The sequence below is a fragment of the Qipengyuania zhejiangensis genome, assembly GCF_035607565.1.
Lineage (GTDB): Bacteria > Pseudomonadota > Alphaproteobacteria > Sphingomonadales > Sphingomonadaceae > Qipengyuania > Qipengyuania zhejiangensis.
Map to the genome: position 1 here is coordinate 1,212,888 of NZ_JAYKGO010000003.1, position 18,506 is coordinate 1,231,393.

The following is an 18,506-nucleotide window of genomic DNA, read 5'->3' on the forward strand; positions in this document are numbered from 1 at the left end:
CGGGCGGCACAAAAAAGGGCCGGCACAAAGGCCGGCCCAATTCTCTGCGACACCAATTCGTGATTTTCCGGGCTGGTTTTAGTTGCCCTGGCTTTGCTGTGCCTGTTCGACATCCTGCTGGTCGAACGGGATGATCTTGATTTCGACGCGGCGGTTCAGCGGTTCGTTCACACCGTCGCCGGTCGGGACCTTGAGCTGCGTTTCGCCATAACCGAGCCAGCGGATACGCGACGACGATACGCCGGTGCTGATCAGGTAATTGGCAACGGCCTGGGCGCGCTGTTCCGACAGGCGCTGGTTCGATTCGGACGAACCGGTGGTGTCGGTGTAACCGTACACGTCGATCAGGCTGTTGGGATATGCGCGCAGGCTGGCCGACACACGGTCGAGCAGATCGCGGAAGCCGGGCGAAATCGTGTAGCTGCCGGTGGCGAAGGTTACGCCGTCGGGAAGATTGACCAGGATGGCTTCGCCGCCATCGACTTCCGAAACGTCCACGCCCGAACCGGCGGTCTGTTCCTTCAGTTCCTTGATCTGTTCGTCCATCCGGTAACCGACATAGCCGCCGGCTGCTGCGCCGCCGACTGCACCGATGATGCGTCCGGTCTTGCCGCCGATGACGCCGCCGAGGAGGCCGCCAAGTACAGCACCGCCGGCGCCGCCGAGCACGGTCCGCGAAACTTTTCTTTCACCGGTGTTGGGATCGGTAACGCAAGCGGACACGGTCAGCAGCGAAACGGCTGCGAGGCTGGCGGTAAAGATGCGCGATTTTTTCATATGTCAAATCCTCCTGTGCGGCGGGCATTTACGTCCTGAAGACCAAGTTCGGCCCGCATTGTTAGGACGCACCCACCTGCGTCTCATGGATTCCTAACTTCCAAATCGTCAGTGCGTTCCTGACTCCATCGCAGATAAGTGCGAAGGGCCGCTGGCAGCGCGCCTCATTTGTGCTAGCCAGCGCTGGTGACACCATTTCCCTGGACAGATTTGCTCATCATTGCCGGGCTGATCGTAATCAATGGCGTTTTCGCCATGAGCGAGCTGGCAATCGTATCCGCACGAACCGCGCGTTTGCGTTCCGCAGCGCACAAGGGTGTTCGCGGCGCGCAGATCGCGCTCAACCTGGCGGCCGAGCCGGGGAAGTTCCTCTCGACCGTCCAGATCGGGATCACCTTGATCGGGATCATCGCCGGCGCGTATTCGGGCGCCAGCCTGGGCAGCCCCGTGGCCGAACGGCTTGCGGCAGCCGGTTTCCCTGCGGAATGGGCGGAAGAGGCCGGCTTTGCTCTCGTCATCGCGCTCACGACCTATTTCAGCCTCGTGGTCGGCGAACTGGTCCCCAAGCAGGTGGCCCTTCGCCTTGCCGTACCGATCGCGATCGCGATGGCACGCCCGATGGCCATCGTGGCGCGGGTGGCGGCACCGCTGGTGTGGCTGCTGGACGCATCGTCGGGGGTCCTGATTCGCCTCCTGGGCGTGCGCCCCGCCGGACAGGGTTCGGTTACGGCCGAAGAATTGCACATGCTGTTTGCCGAAGCGACGCGGACGGGCGTGATCGAACACGAACAACACCAGATGCTGCAGGGCGTCGTGCGGTTGGCCGAACGCCCGGTCCGCGAAATGATGACCCCGCGCACCGAAGTCGACTGGATCGATATCGCCGCCGATGAGGACGCGATTCGCGAAACGATCGATTCGAGTCCCCATTCGCTGCTGCCCGTGGCCGACGGATCGCCCGACAAGGTGTTGGGCATCATCCGGGTGCGCGAAGTTCTTTCGGCACTTGTGGCGGGCGGGCCGGTCGATATCCCGGCGCTGATGAAGAAAGCCGAAGTGGTGCCCGACCAGCTCGATGCGGTCGACGCGCTGCGGGTTCTCCAGCAGGCGGAAGTCGCGATGGCGATGGTGCACGACGAATACGGGCATCTCGACGGGATCGTGACGCCGGTGGATCTGCTGACCGCACTGGTCGGGGATTTCGTAAGCGACCAGGATCCGGGCGATGCCCCCGGTGTGGTCGAGCGCGATGACGGCAGCCTGCTGGTCGCCGGTTCGCTTTCGGCGGACGTTCTGGCGGACCGGCTGGCGCTGGAATACGGTGACGACCGCGAATTTGGAACCGCGGCGGGTTACGCGCTTCACGTCCTCAAGCGGCTGCCGACGGAAGGCGAAAGCTTTACCGATCAGGGCTGGCGTTTCGAGGTGGTCGACATGGATGGCCGACGCATCGACAAGCTGCTGGTGCAGCATGAAAGCGGCACGATGCCGGAAAAGGTCGAAGACGACGGCTGAGGGATTGGTGGTCTGGCCTCGGTCCGGGGCCGTGCATCGGGCGATAATGGTGCTGCTGGGGAGGATTGAACTCCCGACCTCACCCTTACCAAGGGTGCGCTCTACCACTGAGCTACAGCAGCACTCGACCGGAGGCGCGCGCTATTGTCAGACCGTGTAGGAATGTCAACCTTCGCTTGAGTATCGTGGCGAAATTGGAGAAAACTTGCGCGATGGCCAGCCACGACGATTCAACGAACCGCGAAGAACGCCTTGCCGCGAAACTGCGCGAGAACCTGCGCCGCCGCAAGGCGCAGACACGCGAAATGCGCGAATCGGAGGATCAAAGCCTTCCCAAGGGCGATCCGGGCAGCTAACGCGCCTTGCTCCTAGGGGAATTACGGGAGCATCCAGTGTCCAAGCTTGTCCTCGTCCGCCACGGACAGAGCGAATGGAACCTCGCCAACCGCTTCACCGGATGGTGGGATGTAGGCCTGACCGAAAAAGGCGTGGCCGAAGCGCGCGCCGCAGGGGACCTTCTGTCCGCCAGGGGCGTACTGCCCACCGTCGCCTTCACATCGCTCCAGACCCGCGCGATCAAGACGCTGCATCTGGCGCTGGAAGGGTGTGACCGGTTGTGGATCCCGGAAACGAAAGACTGGCGCCTTAACGAGCGCCATTATGGCGGCCTGACCGGCCTCGACAAACAGCAGACCCGCGAAAAGCATGGCGATGAACAGGTGCATATCTGGCGTCGCAGCTTCGACGTGCCGCCGCCACCGCTCGAACCGGGCAGCGAATTCGACCTTTCGTCCGACCCGCGTTACGCCGGGATCGATATTCCGCGCACCGAAAGCCTCAAGCTGACGATCGAGCGTGTGCTGCCCTATTGGGAAAGCGCCATCCTTCCGCAGCTTGGCGCCGGCGAAACGGTGATCGTTTCGGCCCACGGCAATTCGCTGCGCGCCCTGGTCAAGCACCTGTCGGGCATTTCGGACGAAGACATAACCGGCCTCGAAATTCCGACCGGCGAACCGATCGTGTACGAATTCGACGGCACGCGGGTGTCGGGCGACCGTTATTACCTGAAGGACAGCTGACATGGCGGCAAAGGTAGCGATCGTCATGGGCAGCCAGTCGGACTGGCCGACGATGACATGCGCGGCGCAGGTGCTGGACGAACTCGGCGTTGAAACCGACGTGCGGATCGTGTCGGCGCATCGCACGCCCGAACGCATGTACGATTTTGCCAAAGGTGCGGCCGGCGACGGGATCGAAGTCATCATCGCGGGCGCAGGCGGGGCAGCGCATCTGCCCGGCATGATCGCGGCACTGACCCATGTTCCGGTGCTGGGTGTGCCGGTCCAGTCCAAGGCGCTTTCGGGCCAGGACAGCCTGCTGTCGATCGTCCAGATGCCCGCCGGGGTTCCTGTGGGCACGCTGGCTATCGGGGCGGCGGGCGCGACCAATGCCGGCCTTCTGGCCGCAGCAATTCTCGCCAACCATGACGCTGCCTTGTCGCAGCGATTGCAGGACTGGCGCGCCGCCCGCAGCGCCGCCGTAGCTGAGCGGCCCGAGGGTTGATGCTGCACCGCGGGGCCACCATTGGGATCCTCGGTGGCGGCCAGCTCGGCCGGATGATGGCGATGTCCGCCGCGCAGCTCGGTTTCCGCTGCATCGGCTACGCGCCCGAAGGCGACACGGTCGCTGAACAGGTCAGCGACGATTTCTTCGCCAACCGCTGGGACGATACCGCCGCGCTGGCGGCGTTCGCCGCGCAATGCGACGTGGTGACCTGGGAATTCGAGAATGTACCGGTTGCCACGGCCGCCGCCGTTCCGAAAGACCGCATGTTTCCGCATCCGCGCGCGCTTGAAACCGCGCAGGACCGGCTGGCGGAAAAACGCTTCATCGAAGGGCTGGGCGGCCGTCCGGCTGCCTACGCCCGTATCGATTCGCGCAGCGATCTGGATGCCGCCGTGGATCGGTTGGGCGCGCCCGGCATCCTCAAGACCCGGCGTGACGGGTACGACGGAAAGGGCCAGTGGCGCATCACGTCGTCGCGCGATGCCGATGGGCTGAATTTCCCCGACGTTCCGCTGATCTACGAAGGCTTCGTCGAGTTCGAGGCGGAATTCTCCGTCATTCTCGTGCGCGGTCAGGATGGCGAGATCCGGTTCTGGGATTCGGCCTGCAATTCGCACGTCGACGGCGTACTTTCGACGTCTTCGCTGCCAGCGGGCGCGCTCATCGAAGGTCAGGTCGACGAAGCGCGGACACTGGCGCGCCGCGTGGCCGACGCGCTCGGTTATGTCGGCGTGCTGACACTGGAATTCTTCGCCACGCGCGAAGGGCCGATCTTCAACGAAATGGCACCCCGGGTTCACAATTCCGGCCATTGGACACTCGAAGGCGCGGTCACCAGCCAGTTCGAAAACCACATCCGCGCCGTGGCGGGCCTGCCGCTGGGCGAAACGCGCACCGTGGCCCGCGCCGTGACCATGACGAACATCATCGGCAAGGACATTGCCACTTCGCAAGGCCATCTCGCCGCGCCCGACACCCATCTTCACGATTACGGCAAGGCCGAAGTGCGCGCAGGCCGCAAGATGGGCCATGTGACGCGGCTCGAGCGATGAGCCTTTTCCTGATCTACGCGCGTGCGGCCAACGGCTGCATCGGCAAGGACGGCAGCCTGCCGTGGCACCTTCCGGCCGATCTAAAGCGTTTCAAGGCGCTGACCATGGGCCTTCCGATGATAATGGGGCGCAAGACTTTCGAAAGTCTGCCCGGCCTGCTCCCCGGTCGCCGGCACATCGTGCTGACCCGCAAGGAACGCTGGGACACGACTGGCGCCGAACACGCGCGTTCGGTCGAGGAAGCGCTGGCGATGGCGGGCGATGGCGACGTGGCCGTTATTGGCGGCGCAGCGATATACGACGTGTTCATGAGCCACGCCGATCGCATCGAACTAACCGAAATCCACGCCGAGTACGAGGGCGATACCTTCATGCCCCCGCTCGGCCCGGAATGGGCAATCCTCGCGCGCGAGGATCACGAACCGGAAGGCAGCCGTCCGGCCTACAGTTTCGTCACGTTCGGGAAAGTGGGGGCTGGCGCGCAATGAGGTTCCTCGATCACCGCGATCCGCTGCCCGAAAGCCTGCGCGGCGCGATCATCGCGCTGGGCAATTTTGACGGTTTTCACCTCGGCCACCAGGCCGTGGCAGGCGAAGCGATCCGATGGGCGCGCGCCGAAGGCCGCCCATCGATCATCGCCACGTTCGACCCACATCCGGTGCGGTTCTTCAAACCCGATGCCGAACCCTTCCGGCTGACCACGCTGGAGCAGCGGCAGGAACTGTATCTCGCCGCAGGGGCCACCGCGATGCTGGTGTTCCATTTCGATGCCGACCTTGCGGGCACCACGGCGGAAGATTTCGTCAAGGTGCTGCTGGCGGAAAAGCTGGGCGTTGCCGGGGTCGTCACGGGGGAGGATTTCACGTTCGGCAAGGCGCGTGGCGGCAATTTCGAAAAACTGGTCGAGATGGGCCGTGACGTCGGGATAGACGCGCGCGCGGTTCCGCCGGTGCTGGATAACGGTGCGCCGGTATCATCCAGCCGGGTGCGCGATGCCCTGCGCGATGGCGATCCGCAGGAAGCCGCGCGCCTCCTTACCCGCCCGTTTTCCATCCGCGGCGTGGTGCAGCATGGCGACAAGCGCGGGCGCGAAATCGGTTATCCCACCGCCAATCTGGGCATCGAACATTACCTGCGCCCCAAATACGGAATCTACGCCGTTACGGGCCGCATCCTGTCGACGGGCCAGGTTCTGCACGGCGCGGCCAATATCGGTGTGCGCCCGCAGTTCGAACCGCCCAAGGAATTGCTCGAGCCGTATTTCTTCGATTTTTCCGGCGACCTGTACGGGCAGGAAATCGAAGTGGCGTTTCACCACTTTCTTCGCGGAGAGGCGAAGTTCGATTCGCTCGATGCGCTCACCGAACAGATGGCCCGCGATTGCGACAGGTCGCGGGACCTGCTTGCGTGACACCATGGCTCAAGCGGGTCGGGTTTGCCGGTGCAATCCTGTTCCTCGCCCTAACGGTCCTGAACGCCAGTTGGCTTGCATCGGAACCCAAGGGGGCGGTCAAGCTGATCGCGCATCGCGGGCTGTACCAGCTGTACGACCGCACGGATTTGGGGCGCGACACCTGCACGGCGGACCGGATCGAGCCACCGGCGCACGGCTATCTGGAGAACACGGTCCCTTCCATCGCACGAACCGCCAAGCTGGGTGCCGCGATGATCGAGATCGACATCGCCCCGACGAAAGACGGGAAGATCGCCGTTTTTCACGATTGGACCGTCGATTGCCGAACCGAAGGCAGCGGCGACACGCGTGATTTCACGCTGGGCGAACTGAAGGCGCTCGACGCGGGATACGGCTATACCGCGGACGGCGGTCGGACCTTCCCGTTCCGCGGCAAGGGTATCGGCGCGATCCCTTCGCTTCAGGAAGCGCTTGGCGCCGTGGGCCGTGCGCGCGTGCTGTACAATTTCAAAAGCAAGAACCCGGCCGAAGCGGACCTTCTGGCGGCCGCGTTGAAAGCGGCAGGGCGCGATACCGGACCGCGCGGCGATGCCTTCTATGGCGCGCAGGGGCCGGTGGATCGCATCCGCCAGATATTTCCCGAAGCCTGGGCCTTCACCAAGGACGAGGCGGTCGGATGCTCCAAAGCCTACGCTGCGCTGGGCTGGAGCAGTTTGGTACCCAAAGTCTGCCGGGGCCGGACGATCTTCGTCCCGCTCGATTACCAGTGGGCGATGTGGGGGTGGCCCAACCGCATGATTGCGCGAATGGAGGAACACGGCACGCGCATCGTGGTGCTCGGTCCGCAGGGGGAAGGGCGGCCTATCGGCCTCGATCTGCCCGAGCAGCTGGGGGATATTCCTGCAAGCTTCAACGGGTATGCCATGGTCGATGACAGCTTCGCCGTGGTGCCCGCGCTGATCCAGCGCTTCGACGACCGCAGCCAGGCCGAGATCGACGCGGTGGCCGACGCGCTGGAACGCCGGCGCGCCCGTCGCGGCGATTGACGCTTTCACACAGCGGCCAAATCCCCTAACGGCTCGCCCCTATGTCTGAACAGCGCGACTATCGAGACACGGTCTTCCTGCCCAAGACCGATTTCCCCATGAAGGCCGGCCTTCCACAGAAGGAGCCGGGCATCCAGTCGCGCTGGCAGGACGAGGGCATTTACAGCCAGCTGCGCGAAAGCCGCGCGGGGCGCGACAAGTTCATCTTCCACGATGGCCCGCCCTACGCCAACGGCGACATGCATATCGGCCATGCGCTCAACCATGTGCTCAAGGACATGGTTTGCCGCACGCAGAACCTGCTCGGCAAGGATGCGCCTTACGTTCCGGGGTGGGACTGCCACGGCCTGCCGATCGAATGGAAGGTCGAAGAACAGTACCGCAAGAAGAAGCTCGACAAGAACGAAGTCGATCCTAAGGAATTCCGCGCCGAATGCCGCGCCTATGCGCAGCATTGGGTGGATGTGCAGCGCGAGCAGCTCAAGCGCCTCGGCATCATGGCGGACTGGGACAATCCCTACCTCACCATGCAGTTCGACAGCGAGGCGACCATTGTTGCCGAGCTGATGAAGTTTGCGGAGAGCGGCAATCTCTATCGCGGGTCGAAGCCGGTGATGTGGTCGCCGGTTGAAGAAACCGCGCTGGCCGAGGCCGAGGTGGAGTACGAGGACATCGTCTCGACCCAGATCGACGTGGCGTTCGAGATCGTGGACTCGCCTATTCCGGAACTGGTCGGCGCGCATGCAGTGATCTGGACCACCACGCCTTGGACGATCCCGGTGAATCAGGCTTTGGCCTATGGGCCGGAGATCCCTTACTTTGCCATCGACGGTCACCCTTCAGGTAAAACCATATTGATCGCTCAGGCTGGCGATATTCCAGATCAAGTTTTTATGAGGCTTGTAGGCGACCATCTTCTTTCAGGGATGAGCGTGATTTGGGCCGGTATAGGCTCCGACCTCGCCGGCACCGTCGCCCGCCACCCGATGCACCATCTCGGCGGGTTCTACGCTAAACCGCGCCCCTTCCTGCCGGGCGACTTCGTCACCACCGACAGCGGCACCGGCCTCGTCCACATGGCACCCGACCATGGCGAGGACGATTTCGACCTCTGCCGCGCCAACGGAATCGAACCGCAATTCGCGGTCATGGACAACGGCGTCTATCGTGACGACTGGGAATGGCTGGGCGGCAACGACGAACGCCGCCGCAGCGTCATCAACAAACCGTTCAATTCCCCCGAAGGCCCGATCTGCTCGGACCTGCGCGAAGCGGGCGCACTGCTCGCCGCGAGCGAGGATTACACCCACTCCTATCCGCACAGCTGGCGCTCCAAGGCCAAGGTGATCTTCCGCTGCACGCCGCAGTGGTTCGTGCCGATGGACAAGGAACTGGCAGGCGGCGGCACCCTGCGCGAACGCGCGATGGGCGCCATCGCCGATACGCGCTTCATCCCTGAAAAGGGGCGCAATCGCATCGGCTCCATGGTCGAAGGGCGGCCCGATTGGGTGCTTTCGCGCCAGCGTGCGTGGGGCGTACCGATCACGCTGTTCGTGAAGAACGGTACTGGCGACTACCTCCAGGATGCCGCGGTCAACGCCCGGATCATCGCGGCGGTCGCGCAGGAGGGCGTGGATGCGTGGGACCAGGCTCGCAAGGCCGAGTTCCTGGGCGCGGACTACAATGCCGACGATTACGAGATGGTCACCGACATTCTCGACGTCTGGTTCGATTCGGGCTGCACCCATGCCTTCGTGCTGGAAAGCGGGCGCTGGCCCGAAATGCAGTGGCCGGCGGATCTGTATCTCGAAGGCAGCGATCAGCATCGCGGCTGGTTCCAATCTTCGCTGCTGGAAAGCTGCGCCACGCGCGGCCGCGCGCCTTACAACCAGATTCTCACCCACGGCTTCACCATGGACGCCAAGGGCAAGAAAATGTCCAAGAGCCTGGGCAACACCATCGACCCGCTGAAGGTGATGGAACAATACGGCGCCGACATCATCCGCCTGTGGGCGCTGAGCGTCGATTTCACCGAAGATCACCGCATCGGCGATGAAATCCTGAAGGGCGTGGGCGACCAGTATCGCAAGCTGCGCAACACCTTCCGCTATCTGCTCGGCGCGCTCGACGGGTTTATCGGCGATATGGGCGATGGCGGCGAAATTCCCGAGCTGGAACGTTATGTCCTCGCTCTGCTGGCCGATCTGGACGGCAAGCTGCGCCGCGCGGTCGATGATTACGATTTCAACGCCTACACCCGCCTGCTGGTCGATTTCTGCAACGAAGACCTGTCGGCGTTCTTCTTCGATATCCGCAAGGACAGCCTGTATTGCGACGGGCCGGACAGCACGAAACGCAACGCCTATCGCACCGTGCTCGACCTCCTTTTCCATGCGCTGGTGCGCTATGCCGCGCCGGTGCTGGTCTACACGGCCGAAGAGGTGTGGGGTGCCCGCTACCCCGATGGCGGCAGCGTCCACCTTCTCGAATGGCCCGCCGTTCCTGGCGTCACCGCCGATGGCGAACGCTGGGGCAAGCTGCGCGAGCTTCGCGAGAGCGTGATGGAAGCGATCGAGCCGTTGCGGCGGGAAAAGGTCATCCGTTCCGGGCTCGAGGCCGATGTCATCGTCCCTGCGGCCGCCGTGCCGGACGGTTTTTCGGACGAGGATCTGGCGGAGTTGTTCATCACCGCGTCAGTCACGCGGGGGCAAGGCGACACCGTGACGGTAAGCCGGACATCCGAAGACAAATGCGGGCGCTGCTGGCGCCTGCTGCCCAGCGTGCCGCAGGACGGCGCGTTGTGCGATCGCTGTGAAGATGTCGTCGCCGCAATGGATGCCGCACAATGACCCCGCTGCTCAAGAACCGCCTGACCGGCTGCGTGCTGGCGCTGGCCATCTTCGTTGTCGATCAATGGACCAAATGGCTCGTCACCGGCCCGCTGGGGATCGACCAGGTCGGCAAGGTGCAGCAACTGCTGCCGTTCTTCGATCTGCGGTTTACCCGCAATTACGGCGTGTCGCTCGGCATGTTCGAGGCGACCAGCCCTGAAATGCGCTGGGGTCTGGTGATCGTCACCGCCCTCATCGCCCTAGTGGTGACCGTCTGGATGCTGCGCGAAAAGCTGTTCGGCGACATTCTGGGCCTTTCGCTGATCCTCGGCGGGGCGCTGGGCAACATCAAGGACCGGTACGAACTGGGCTATGTGGTCGATTTCGCCGATCTTCATTTCGGCGAATTTCGACCCTTCCTTATCTTCAACGTTGCCGATGCAGCTATCACCATCGGCGTTTTGATCATCCTTGCGCGGGCGTTCTTCATGCGCGACAAGGAAGTTGACGATCTCATGACCACGAAGGCGCCCGGCGCCGCGGAGAATATCTGATGACCAAGCATGCCCGTATCGCCCTTGTTGCCGGCCTTGCCGCCATGACCGCAGCCTGCGGCGGCGGCGGCCTGCTCAACCGTGAACGGCCCGACGAATTCGCCGTGCAGCGCCAGGCGCCGCTGGTGGTTCCGCCGGACTTCAACCTGACCCCGCCGACCCCGGGCGCTCCGCGTCCGACCGAAGGCACCGCAGCCGAACAGGCGCTCGAGGCGCTGTTCGGCGGCCCGGCACCGCGCAGCAGCGTGGAGACGAGCCTGCTCGACCGTGCCGGCGCTGCGGCGCCCGGCATCCGCAGCAGCGTGGGCGATCCTGCCACGGCCACCGTGGCCAAGGGTTCGGTGACGCGCGATATCATCGCCGCCCCTGAAGGCGACGGTGCAACCGCGGTGGCCGTAATCCCGGGCTAAGTCGTCCGGTCGGCCTTGTCCTGCGCGTTGGTGTTCTTGATCATGTCGCGCATCTGGCCCCACTCTTCATCGCCAAGCCCGTGCAGCGCACCCCAGAAGGTGCCGCCCGTGGCCTGATAGCCCGCGCCGTCGATCGCGATGGTCTGGCCGTTCACCCATTCCGCACCCGGCCCCATCAGGAACACGGCGAGGTTGGCGAATTCATGCATTTCGCCGTGGCGGCCCATCGGGTTCATCGAATCGTTGGAATTGCCGCCCCGTCCGCCGGGGCTCAGCCGCGCGCTCATTCCCTTGGTCGGAAACAGGCCCGGCGCGATCGCGTTGAAACGCAGACCGTAACGGCCCCATTCGACGGCAAGGCTTTGCGTCATCGCGTTGATCCCCGCCTTGCTCATCGCCGAAGGCACCACGAACGCGCTGCCGTTCCACACCCATGTGGTGAGGATGGCGAGGAAGCTGGCCTTGCGCTTTTCGGCGATCAACCGCTTGCCGACTTCCAGAGTGACGTAGAACGTCCCGCGAAACACGATGTCGCTGATGGCGTTGAAGCCGTTGACCGACAGGTCTTCGGTACGGCTGATGAAGTTGCCGGCTGCGTTGTTGACCACACCGGTCAGCGGCCCATGCGCCCAGATCGCGTCGACCATTTCGCGGATCGCATCGGGATCGCGAATATCGCAGGCGTGCCCGATCACCTTTCCGCCATGCGCGGACGACAGTTCGCTGGCTGTTTCGTCGATCTTGGATTGGCGGCGCCCGCAGATATGCACTTCGGCACCCAGCTGCACGAAGGCTTCGGCCATTTCCCGGCCAAGACCGGTTCCCCCACCGGTGATCAGGATGCGTTCGCCCTTCATCAGGCCATCGCGGTACATCAGCTTGCCAATTTCCATACTTCTCCCCTTTTCGCGGACAGTCATAACGCACCAAGGCAATGAAACCAGATTGAATTGGCTCGCTGTATTGCGTAACTATAACGGTATGGAAGAACCCGACGATCTCACCCCGCTCGATCCGGCTTACCAGTCGATGCTTCGCCTGCAGTTCGCCCTGGTGGCGCTTGTTCTGCTGGCGGGCGCGACAGTCGCCGAGTATTTCATTCCCGGGTACACCGGTGCGGTCTGGGCGCCGGTCATCGTATTTGCCCTGTGGCTCCTGATCCGGATGCCGATGCGCCGCTATGCCGCGCGCGGCTATACCCTCGAAGGCGAACGGCTGCGCGTCGTGCGGGGGATCCTGTTCCGTTCGGATACCGTCGTTCCGTTCGGGCGGGTGCAGCACATCGATGTGAACGAAGGCCCGCTGGAGCGTGTGTTCCACTTGGCCACCGTCACCGTCCACACGGCAGGCACGCATAACGCATCGGTCTCGCTCCCCGGGCTCAAGCGCGAAGATGCGATGGCCATGCGCGAGGAAATCCGCGCGGCGATCCGGCGCGACACCCAGTGACCGACCACCCCGCCGGGATGGCGCGGCGAACGGACCCGCGCACGTTTGCAGTCAAAGCGGCGACGATGCTGACCCAGCTCGTGGTTCCCGTGGCCATCGGGGCTGTCACGATCTTCGACAAGGGCGATTTCGGCGACGTTGCCGCGTTCTATCTGCCGCTGGTCCTGCTGGTGATCGCCGCCAATTTTGCGGTCGCCTACCTGCGGTGGAGCCGCCTGACCTACGAAGTTCGCGAGAGCGATATCAGGGTGGAAAGCGGGCTGCTGTCGCGCACCGCACGGGCCATTCCTTACGAGCGTATTCAGGACGTCAGCCTCGAGCAGAAATTCCTTCCCCGCCTGTTCGGCCTGACCGAGGTGAAATTCGAAACCGGGGCCGGCGGCGGCGATGACCTCAAGCTCGCCTATCTTTCGGAAGACGAGGGTGAGCGGCTTCGCAAAGTCGTGCGGTACCGGCGTGACGGCGGGGTGGAACCAGACGGGCAGGCGGGCGCGGCGGACCACGATGAAGAGGCAGCCGAAGTGCTGTTCGCCATGACGCCCGGGCGGGTGTTGAAATTCGGCCTGTTCGAATTCTCGCTCGCGGTGGTGGCGGTGATCGGCGGTGCGGCGCAGCAACTGGATTTCCTGCTTCCGTTCGACCTGTGGGATCTCGATGCCTGGCAAGAACGGATTGCCGGACCCGGGCGCTGGCTCGCCGGCCTTGGCGTGGCGGCACAGATCATCGGGGCGGCCGTGGCGCTGGTATTCCTCGCGGTTCTGGGGCTTGCGACCGGATTGGTGCGGACCGCCCTGCGCGAATGGAATTTTCGTCTGGAGCGCGGTGAAAAGGGCCTGCGCCGGCGACGGGGCCTGATCACCCGCACCGATGTGGTGATGCCGTTGCACCGGGTGCAGGCCCTGCGGCTGGGCACGGGGTTCGTGCGGCGTCTGTTCGGCTGGCATTCGCTGAAGGTGGTGAGCCTGGCGAGCGATAGCGGTTCGGCCAATCACGATGCCGCCCCATTCGCGCAGATGGACGAAATCGCACCCATCGTTGCAACCACCGGTTTCGCCCTGCCGGACAGCGGCCTGCCGTGGGGGAGGCGCAGCGCGAGGGCGAGTTTCGATGCAGCGATGATGGAGCTTGCCCTGTTCACCATGGCCGCGGTTCCGGCCTACGTATTCTCTCCCTATCCCCTCATTGCCCTGCTTCCGCTGGCCGCCGGGCTGGTAGCGGCGATCCGGCAATATTACCTCTACCGCGTCGACCGCCACGCGCTGGGCGCGCAGTTCCTGTATTCACGGCACGGCTGGCTTTCACCCAAGACGACGATCGGTTCGCGCATTCGGCTGCAATCGGTCGAAATCCGCCAGGGTCCGCTGGCGCGGCGCCGGGGATACGCGGCGCTTCACCTTGGGCTTGCCGGCGGCACGTTTGAAATCGCCGCGATGGATGTCGCGGACGCCCGCCGCTGGCGCGCCGAAATTCTCGAGAGCATCGCGGGAACCGATTTTTCCCGACTGGTCGGCCCGGTCGGCGATCCCGAAGTGTCAGGCCCGTAGGTCTGACCAGTCCGGGTTGCGGCGAAACGCGCCGGCGACATAGGAACAATCGGGTGAAATCGTGAACCCCTGTTCGCGCGCGTCGGCAATCAGCGCATCGACCAGTTTGGCGGCAATACCCTTGCCGCGCATTTCGTCGGGCACGAAGGTATGGTTGGCGTGCCTCACCCCGTCGCGGGCGACCCAGGTCAGTTCGGCGCGCCGTTCCACTCCGGAAAGCTTGATCACATAGGCGCCGCTGCTGTCATTTCCCTCACGTTCGATCGTGATGTCCGTGCTGTCGGTCATGCAGAATTCCTTTCTGTGCAAGAAATGCGGTGGGGGGTATGCGCGTTCCAATGCAATTTCTTTCCGACAACGCCGCCAGTGTTCATCCCGCCGTATGGGATGCGATGCGTGCCGCCGATTCGCCCGATGCACCATACGATGGCGATGCGCTGTCCGCCGCGCTTGACGACAGGTTTTCCGCGCTGTTCGGGCGCGAATGCGCGGTGCTGTGGGTCGCCACGGGGACGGCGGCGAATTGCCTCGCGCTGGCGTGCATGGTGCCGCCGCACGGAGCGGTCGTGTGCCACGAGGAAGCGCATATCGAAGTGGACGAAGGCGGCGCGCCCGGCTTTTATCTTCACGGCGCCAAATTGCTGCTCGCGCTGGGTGACGGTGCCAAGCTGACGCCGGACGCCATTCGCGCCGTGATCGATCCGATCCGCGATGACGTGCACCAGGTCCAGCCGCACGCGATTTCCATCACGCAGGCCACCGAATACGGACGCAGCTATCGTGCCGACGAAGTGGCGGCGATTGCCACCCTGGCAAGGGAGCGAGGCCTTGGCCTCCACATGGACGGTGCACGGTTCGGCAACGCTGCAGCTTTCCTCGGCTCCACCCCGGGCGAAGCGGCGGGGGATGTCGACGCGCTCAGCTTCGGCTTCATCAAGAATGGCGGGATGAGCGCGGAAGCCATCGTGTTCTTCGATGGCGCGCTGGCGGATGTGGCGCGCTATCGCCGCAAGCGGGCAGGCCATCTGCAGTCCAAGGGCCGGTATCTGGCGGCGCAGATCAACGCGATGCTCGACAATGCCGTGTGGCTGGCCAACGCGCGCCATGCGAACGCCGCCGCATCGGAAATCGCCGCGGTGTGCGGTGCGCGGCTGATGCATCCGGCCGAAGCCAACGAGCTGTTCGTGCGATGCACCCCGGCCGAACGCGAGACGCTGCGCAAACAGGGGTTCGGATTTTACGACTGGGGCGCCGATGCCGCCCGGTTCGTGACGGCGTGGAACACGCGTGACGAAGACGCCAGCGCCCTGGCGCGGGCCATCGCCAGCCTATGAGCGCGTCCACCGTCGGCGAAAGCCTGTTTACCCCCCGCAACCTGGCCGCTTTCCTTCTGGTCAGCGCGATCTGGGGCGGGACGTGGCTGGTCATACGGGACCAGATTTCCAGCGTGCCGCCCGCATGGTCGATCGCCTATCGCTTCGTGGTGGCCGCGGCGGGCATGTTTGCGCTGGCGGCTTTCCGGGGCGAACCGTTCCGCCTCGCGCGATCCGGCTGGCCGTGGGCGGTGGCGCTGGGGATCTTCCAGTTTTCGCTGAATTTCGGTTTCGTCTACAACGCCGAAGGGTTCATCACTTCAGGATTGGTTGCGGTCATGTTCGCTCTGCTGGTCGTGCCGAACGCCCTGTTCGGCCGGTTGGTTCTGGGCCAGCCGATCAAGTCCGAATTCGTGCTGGGTTCAGCCATCGCGGCCGTCGGCGTGGCCATGCTGTTCGCGCAGGAATACCGCGCATCGCCGGCCACGCTGGGCGAGGTTCTGACCGGCGCCGCGCTGACCGTTGGCGGGATCCTGTCGGCCAGCATTGCCAATATCGTCCAGGCGACCGAAGGCGCAAAACGCCAGCCGCTGCTGACACTGCTGGCGTGGTCGATGCTGATCGGTGTCGGCATCAACGCGGCCTATGCGCTGGTGTTCGAAGGTCCGCCGCAATTCGATCCGCGGCCCGAATACACGCTCGGCATATTGTATCTGGGTCTCGCCGGGTCGGTGGTGACCTTTCCGCTCTATTATGGGCTCGTGCGCAAGGTGGGGGCGGGGCAGGCCGCCTACAGTTCGGTGGTGGTGCCGATCGTGGCGATGATCCTGTCGACCCTGTTCGAGGGGTTCGTCTGGGGGCCGCTGCCTGCCGCAGGCGCAGCGATAACCCTGGCCGGCATGGTGGTGGCGATGCGCGGGCGGGCGGCTCCTCCGCCTAGGCGCGCAACTCCCGAACCCTGATATCGGCCAGCCCTTCGCGGTAGGTGGGAAAGCGCGGCTGCCAGCCCAGGACGCGCTTTGCCTTGCCGTTCGCAACCCGCCGGTTTTCGGCATAGAACCCGCGCGCCATGGCGGACAACTGCGCTTCCTCGATGGTCTGCAGGGGTGGGGGTTCGACATAGAGTAAACGGCACGCTTCCTCGATGACGGCGTTCCCGCTGGCTGGCAGATCGTCTGCCAGATTGTAGGCCCCGCGCGGCGAGCCGCCGTCGATCGCCGCAATCACGCCGGATACGATATCGTCCACGTGGACGCGGCTGAACACCTGGCCCGGCATGTCGATCCGATGGGCCTTGCCTTCGCGCACCCTGTCGAAGGCGCTGCGTCCCGGCCCGTAAATGCCGGGCAATCGAAAGACATGCGCCCCAAGATCGAGCCAGCGTGCATCGGCCTCGCTGCGGGCCGACCGTCTGCCGCCGCCGGTCGGCGATGCCTCGTCCACCCAAGCGCCCCGGGCATCCCCATAGACGCCGGTGGAAGACAGATACCCCAGCGTTCGTCCGGCCAAAGCCGCCGCATACGCGGCCAACACGGGATCGGCATCCTGCGAAGGCGGAACCGAGCTGAGGATATAATCCGCCTTTTCCAACGCCGCAGTGACCGTGTCCCGATCGTCGAACGCGATTGTCCCTGCGCTTCCCGTGGCGTCGACTTCCCAGCCGCGCGCACGCAAGGCTCCGGCGATCCGCGATGCCGTGTACCCCAGGCCGAAGACGAAAAGCCGGTTCATTGGCTGTCGAGATAACCTTCTTCGGGCACGACGATCTGCGGGTTGTCGACGTTCGCCGCCTTCCACTCCATCGCCATGCGCACGCGCGTGGCGCCGCTGGGGTGATCGAAGAACAGGATTTCCTCCAGCGGACCCGGTTCGATCTTGCGGTATTCGGAAAGACGCATCGAAACCCGGGCAAAGCCGTCGGGTTCTTCCGCCGCGTCCAGACCAAAGGCGTCGGCATGGCTTTCGTTGATCCGGATCAGCGAATTGATCGCGGGGGTCATCGCGAACATCCACAGCGCAAGGCAGATGCCCAGCACTGGCATCGATGCCGGATCGGCCACATCGCGCACGCCCCAGCGGTCGCCGTATTTGCGGATCAGCCACGGGGCCGCGCGGCTGGTGATGAACAGGCCCAGCGCAAGGATCGCCAGCATGATGCCCAGCATCCACCACACGTGGTTGAGTTTGTAGTGCCCCATTTCGTGGCCCATCACGGCAAGGATTTCCGCCTCGCTGGTGCGTTCCAGCAGATTATCGTTGAGCGAAATGCGTATTGTCGGGCCCAGCCCCGAAACGTTGGCCGATATGCGTTTGTGCTGTTTCGACTGGTCGAACACGTAGATGTGTTCTGCGGGAATGTCGTAGCGCGCCGCCACCGCCTCGATCCTGTCGCGCAGGGGGCCCTGCTCCATTTCGGTGTATTCGTTGAACAACGGCGCGAGGAAGACCGGACCCAGCACCATGGCCAGCAGCAGGAACAGGCCGGTTACGCCTGTCCCCCACACCCACCAGCTTCGCGGCGCGCGGCGGATCAGCGCATAGAACACGGCAATCAGCAGCGGCGCGATCACCAGCGAAATCGCCAGCGCCGTCATCTGTTCGGCAAACCATCCGGCGAACGGCTGATCGAGCAGGTCGTACTGTCGTTCGCGAACGAAGCCGGTGTAGATCGACCACGGCATCGTCACCACCGCACTGGCAAGCAGATAACCCAGCGCCGTCATCCAGGTGACCAGCCACGCGCGCTTGCTGACCCGTTCGGCCAGACTGCGCAGGCCATGGGTGAACCGAAGGCGAAGGAACAGCCAGTCGATCAGCACCGCCACCGCCGCGCCGAACAGGATCAGCCAGTACCCGCCTTCGAAATAGGCGTCCGACTGCGCGCGGGCCGGGCCCTGCAGCGTGTCGAGATAGGCGCGCGTCGCCGCTTCGGCATCGAACGCGGCACCGGTCGTCGCAAGCAAATCAATGAACATTGGTGGCCCTCCCCTGGATGCAGGGGGCTGCAACCATCGCGCGAATCTGTCAATCGGGCG

General features: G+C 64.3%; 20 protein-coding genes and 1 tRNA gene. 15 read left to right on the forward strand and 6 right to left on the reverse strand.

Going from position 1 to position 18,506, the window contains the following annotated elements:
• Window positions 1–78 precede the first annotated feature (78 nt).
• Window positions 79–777 carry a YiaD family glycine zipper/OmpA-like lipoprotein gene (locus VR863_RS13655; RefSeq protein ID WP_324829018.1) on the reverse strand — a complete coding sequence of 233 codons (699 nt, stop codon included), beginning with the start codon at window positions 775–777 and terminating at the stop codon, window positions 79–81.
• Between the two features lie 186 nt (window positions 778–963).
• On the opposite strand from VR863_RS13655, the gene VR863_RS13660 reads away from it, so the two are divergent.
• Window positions 964–2,292: a hemolysin family protein gene (locus tag VR863_RS13660; RefSeq protein ID WP_324829019.1), complete on the forward strand. Its 1,329-nt coding sequence runs from the start codon at window positions 964–966 to the stop codon at window positions 2,290–2,292.
• A 47-nt stretch (window positions 2,293–2,339) separates the two neighbouring features.
• Here the strand turns inward: VR863_RS13660 and VR863_RS13665 are convergent.
• Window positions 2,340–2,414 (reverse strand) — tRNA-Thr (locus VR863_RS13665).
• A 90-nt stretch (window positions 2,415–2,504) separates the two neighbouring features.
• Here VR863_RS13665 and VR863_RS13670 point away from each other — a divergent pair.
• Genes VR863_RS13670 through VR863_RS13715 form a run of 10 tightly spaced genes read left to right on the forward strand, consistent with a single transcriptional unit; the run spans window position 2,505 to window position 11,165 of the window.
• Window positions 2,505–2,648 (forward strand): hypothetical protein, encoded by a 144-nt coding sequence (locus tag VR863_RS13670; RefSeq protein WP_324829020.1) that lies wholly within the window; start codon window positions 2,505–2,507, stop codon window positions 2,646–2,648.
• A 36-nt stretch (window positions 2,649–2,684) separates the two neighbouring features.
• Entirely contained in the window at window positions 2,685–3,371 is a 687-nt protein-coding gene (gene gpmA, locus VR863_RS13675) for a 2,3-diphosphoglycerate-dependent phosphoglycerate mutase (protein WP_324829021.1), read from the forward strand.
• 1 nt (window position 3,372) lies between these two features.
• Entirely contained in the window at window positions 3,373–3,855 is a 483-nt protein-coding gene (purE, locus tag VR863_RS13680; protein ID WP_324829022.1) for a 5-(carboxyamino)imidazole ribonucleotide mutase, read from the forward strand.
• A complete protein-coding gene (locus tag VR863_RS13685; RefSeq protein ID WP_324829023.1) occupies window positions 3,855–4,910 on the forward strand; it encodes a 5-(carboxyamino)imidazole ribonucleotide synthase in 1,056 nt (351 codons plus the stop codon). Before purE ends, VR863_RS13685 begins: the two co-directional genes overlap by 1 nt.
• Window positions 4,907–5,398: a dihydrofolate reductase gene (locus tag VR863_RS13690; protein WP_324829024.1), complete on the forward strand. Its 492-nt coding sequence runs from the start codon at window positions 4,907–4,909 to the stop codon at window positions 5,396–5,398. Before VR863_RS13685 ends, VR863_RS13690 begins: the two co-directional genes overlap by 4 nt.
• Window positions 5,395–6,321, forward strand: a complete 927-nt coding sequence (locus VR863_RS13695; protein ID WP_324829025.1) for a bifunctional riboflavin kinase/FAD synthetase — start codon at window positions 5,395–5,397, stop codon at window positions 6,319–6,321. The genes VR863_RS13690 and VR863_RS13695 overlap by 4 nt, the downstream gene beginning before the upstream one ends.
• Window positions 6,318–7,370, forward strand: a complete 1,053-nt coding sequence (locus VR863_RS13700; RefSeq protein ID WP_324829026.1) for a glycerophosphodiester phosphodiesterase family protein — start codon at window positions 6,318–6,320, stop codon at window positions 7,368–7,370. The genes VR863_RS13695 and VR863_RS13700 overlap by 4 nt, the downstream gene beginning before the upstream one ends.
• A gap of 41 nt (window positions 7,371–7,411) precedes the next feature.
• Window positions 7,412–10,219 carry an isoleucine--tRNA ligase gene (gene ileS, locus VR863_RS13705; RefSeq protein WP_324829027.1) on the forward strand — a complete coding sequence of 936 codons (2,808 nt, stop codon included), beginning with the start codon at window positions 7,412–7,414 and terminating at the stop codon, window positions 10,217–10,219.
• Window positions 10,216–10,755: a signal peptidase II gene (lspA, locus tag VR863_RS13710; protein WP_324829028.1), complete on the forward strand. Its 540-nt coding sequence runs from the start codon at window positions 10,216–10,218 to the stop codon at window positions 10,753–10,755. Before ileS ends, lspA begins: the two co-directional genes overlap by 4 nt.
• Window positions 10,755–11,165, forward strand: a complete 411-nt coding sequence (locus VR863_RS13715) for a DUF3035 domain-containing protein (protein WP_324829029.1) — start codon at window positions 10,755–10,757, stop codon at window positions 11,163–11,165. The genes lspA and VR863_RS13715 overlap by 1 nt, the downstream gene beginning before the upstream one ends.
• Here VR863_RS13715 and VR863_RS13720 read toward each other — a convergent pair.
• Complete coding sequence (locus VR863_RS13720) at window positions 11,162–12,058, reverse strand: SDR family oxidoreductase (protein ID WP_324829030.1); 897 nt, start codon at window positions 12,056–12,058, stop codon at window positions 11,162–11,164. The genes VR863_RS13715 and VR863_RS13720 overlap by 4 nt on opposite strands.
• 88 nt (window positions 12,059–12,146) lie before the next feature.
• On the opposite strand from VR863_RS13720, the gene VR863_RS13725 reads away from it, so the two are divergent.
• Both VR863_RS13725 and VR863_RS13730 read left to right on the forward strand, forming a co-directional pair.
• Window positions 12,147–12,614, forward strand: coding sequence for a PH domain-containing protein (locus VR863_RS13725; RefSeq protein WP_324829031.1), 468 nt, complete (start codon window positions 12,147–12,149; stop codon window positions 12,612–12,614).
• Window positions 12,611–14,158, forward strand: coding sequence for a PH domain-containing protein (locus tag VR863_RS13730; protein ID WP_324829032.1), 1,548 nt, complete (start codon window positions 12,611–12,613; stop codon window positions 14,156–14,158). The genes VR863_RS13725 and VR863_RS13730 overlap by 4 nt, the downstream gene beginning before the upstream one ends.
• On the opposite strand, the gene VR863_RS13735 is transcribed toward VR863_RS13730, so the two are convergent.
• On the reverse strand, window positions 14,147–14,446 hold the full coding sequence (locus VR863_RS13735) for a GNAT family N-acetyltransferase (RefSeq protein ID WP_324829033.1): 300 nt from the start codon (window positions 14,444–14,446) through the stop codon (window positions 14,147–14,149). The two genes, VR863_RS13730 and VR863_RS13735, sit on opposite strands and share 12 nt — an antisense overlap.
• 50 nt (window positions 14,447–14,496) lie before the next feature.
• Between VR863_RS13735 and VR863_RS13740 the strand changes: the two genes are divergently transcribed.
• Both VR863_RS13740 and VR863_RS13745 read left to right on the forward strand, forming a co-directional pair.
• A complete protein-coding gene (locus tag VR863_RS13740) occupies window positions 14,497–15,492 on the forward strand; it encodes a threonine aldolase family protein (protein WP_324829034.1) in 996 nt (331 codons plus the stop codon).
• Entirely contained in the window at window positions 15,489–16,433 is a 945-nt protein-coding gene (locus VR863_RS13745; protein ID WP_324829035.1) for a DMT family transporter, read from the forward strand. The genes VR863_RS13740 and VR863_RS13745 overlap by 4 nt, the downstream gene beginning before the upstream one ends.
• Here the strand turns inward: VR863_RS13745 and VR863_RS13750 are convergent.
• A complete protein-coding gene (locus VR863_RS13750; protein WP_324829036.1) occupies window positions 16,408–17,202 on the reverse strand; it encodes a Rossmann-fold NAD(P)-binding domain-containing protein in 795 nt (264 codons plus the stop codon). The two genes, VR863_RS13745 and VR863_RS13750, sit on opposite strands and share 26 nt — an antisense overlap.
• Entirely contained in the window at window positions 17,199–18,446 is a 1,248-nt protein-coding gene (locus tag VR863_RS13755; protein ID WP_324829037.1) for a M48 family metallopeptidase, read from the reverse strand. The genes VR863_RS13750 and VR863_RS13755 overlap by 4 nt, the downstream gene beginning before the upstream one ends.
• Window positions 18,447–18,506: the final 60 nt, after the last annotated feature.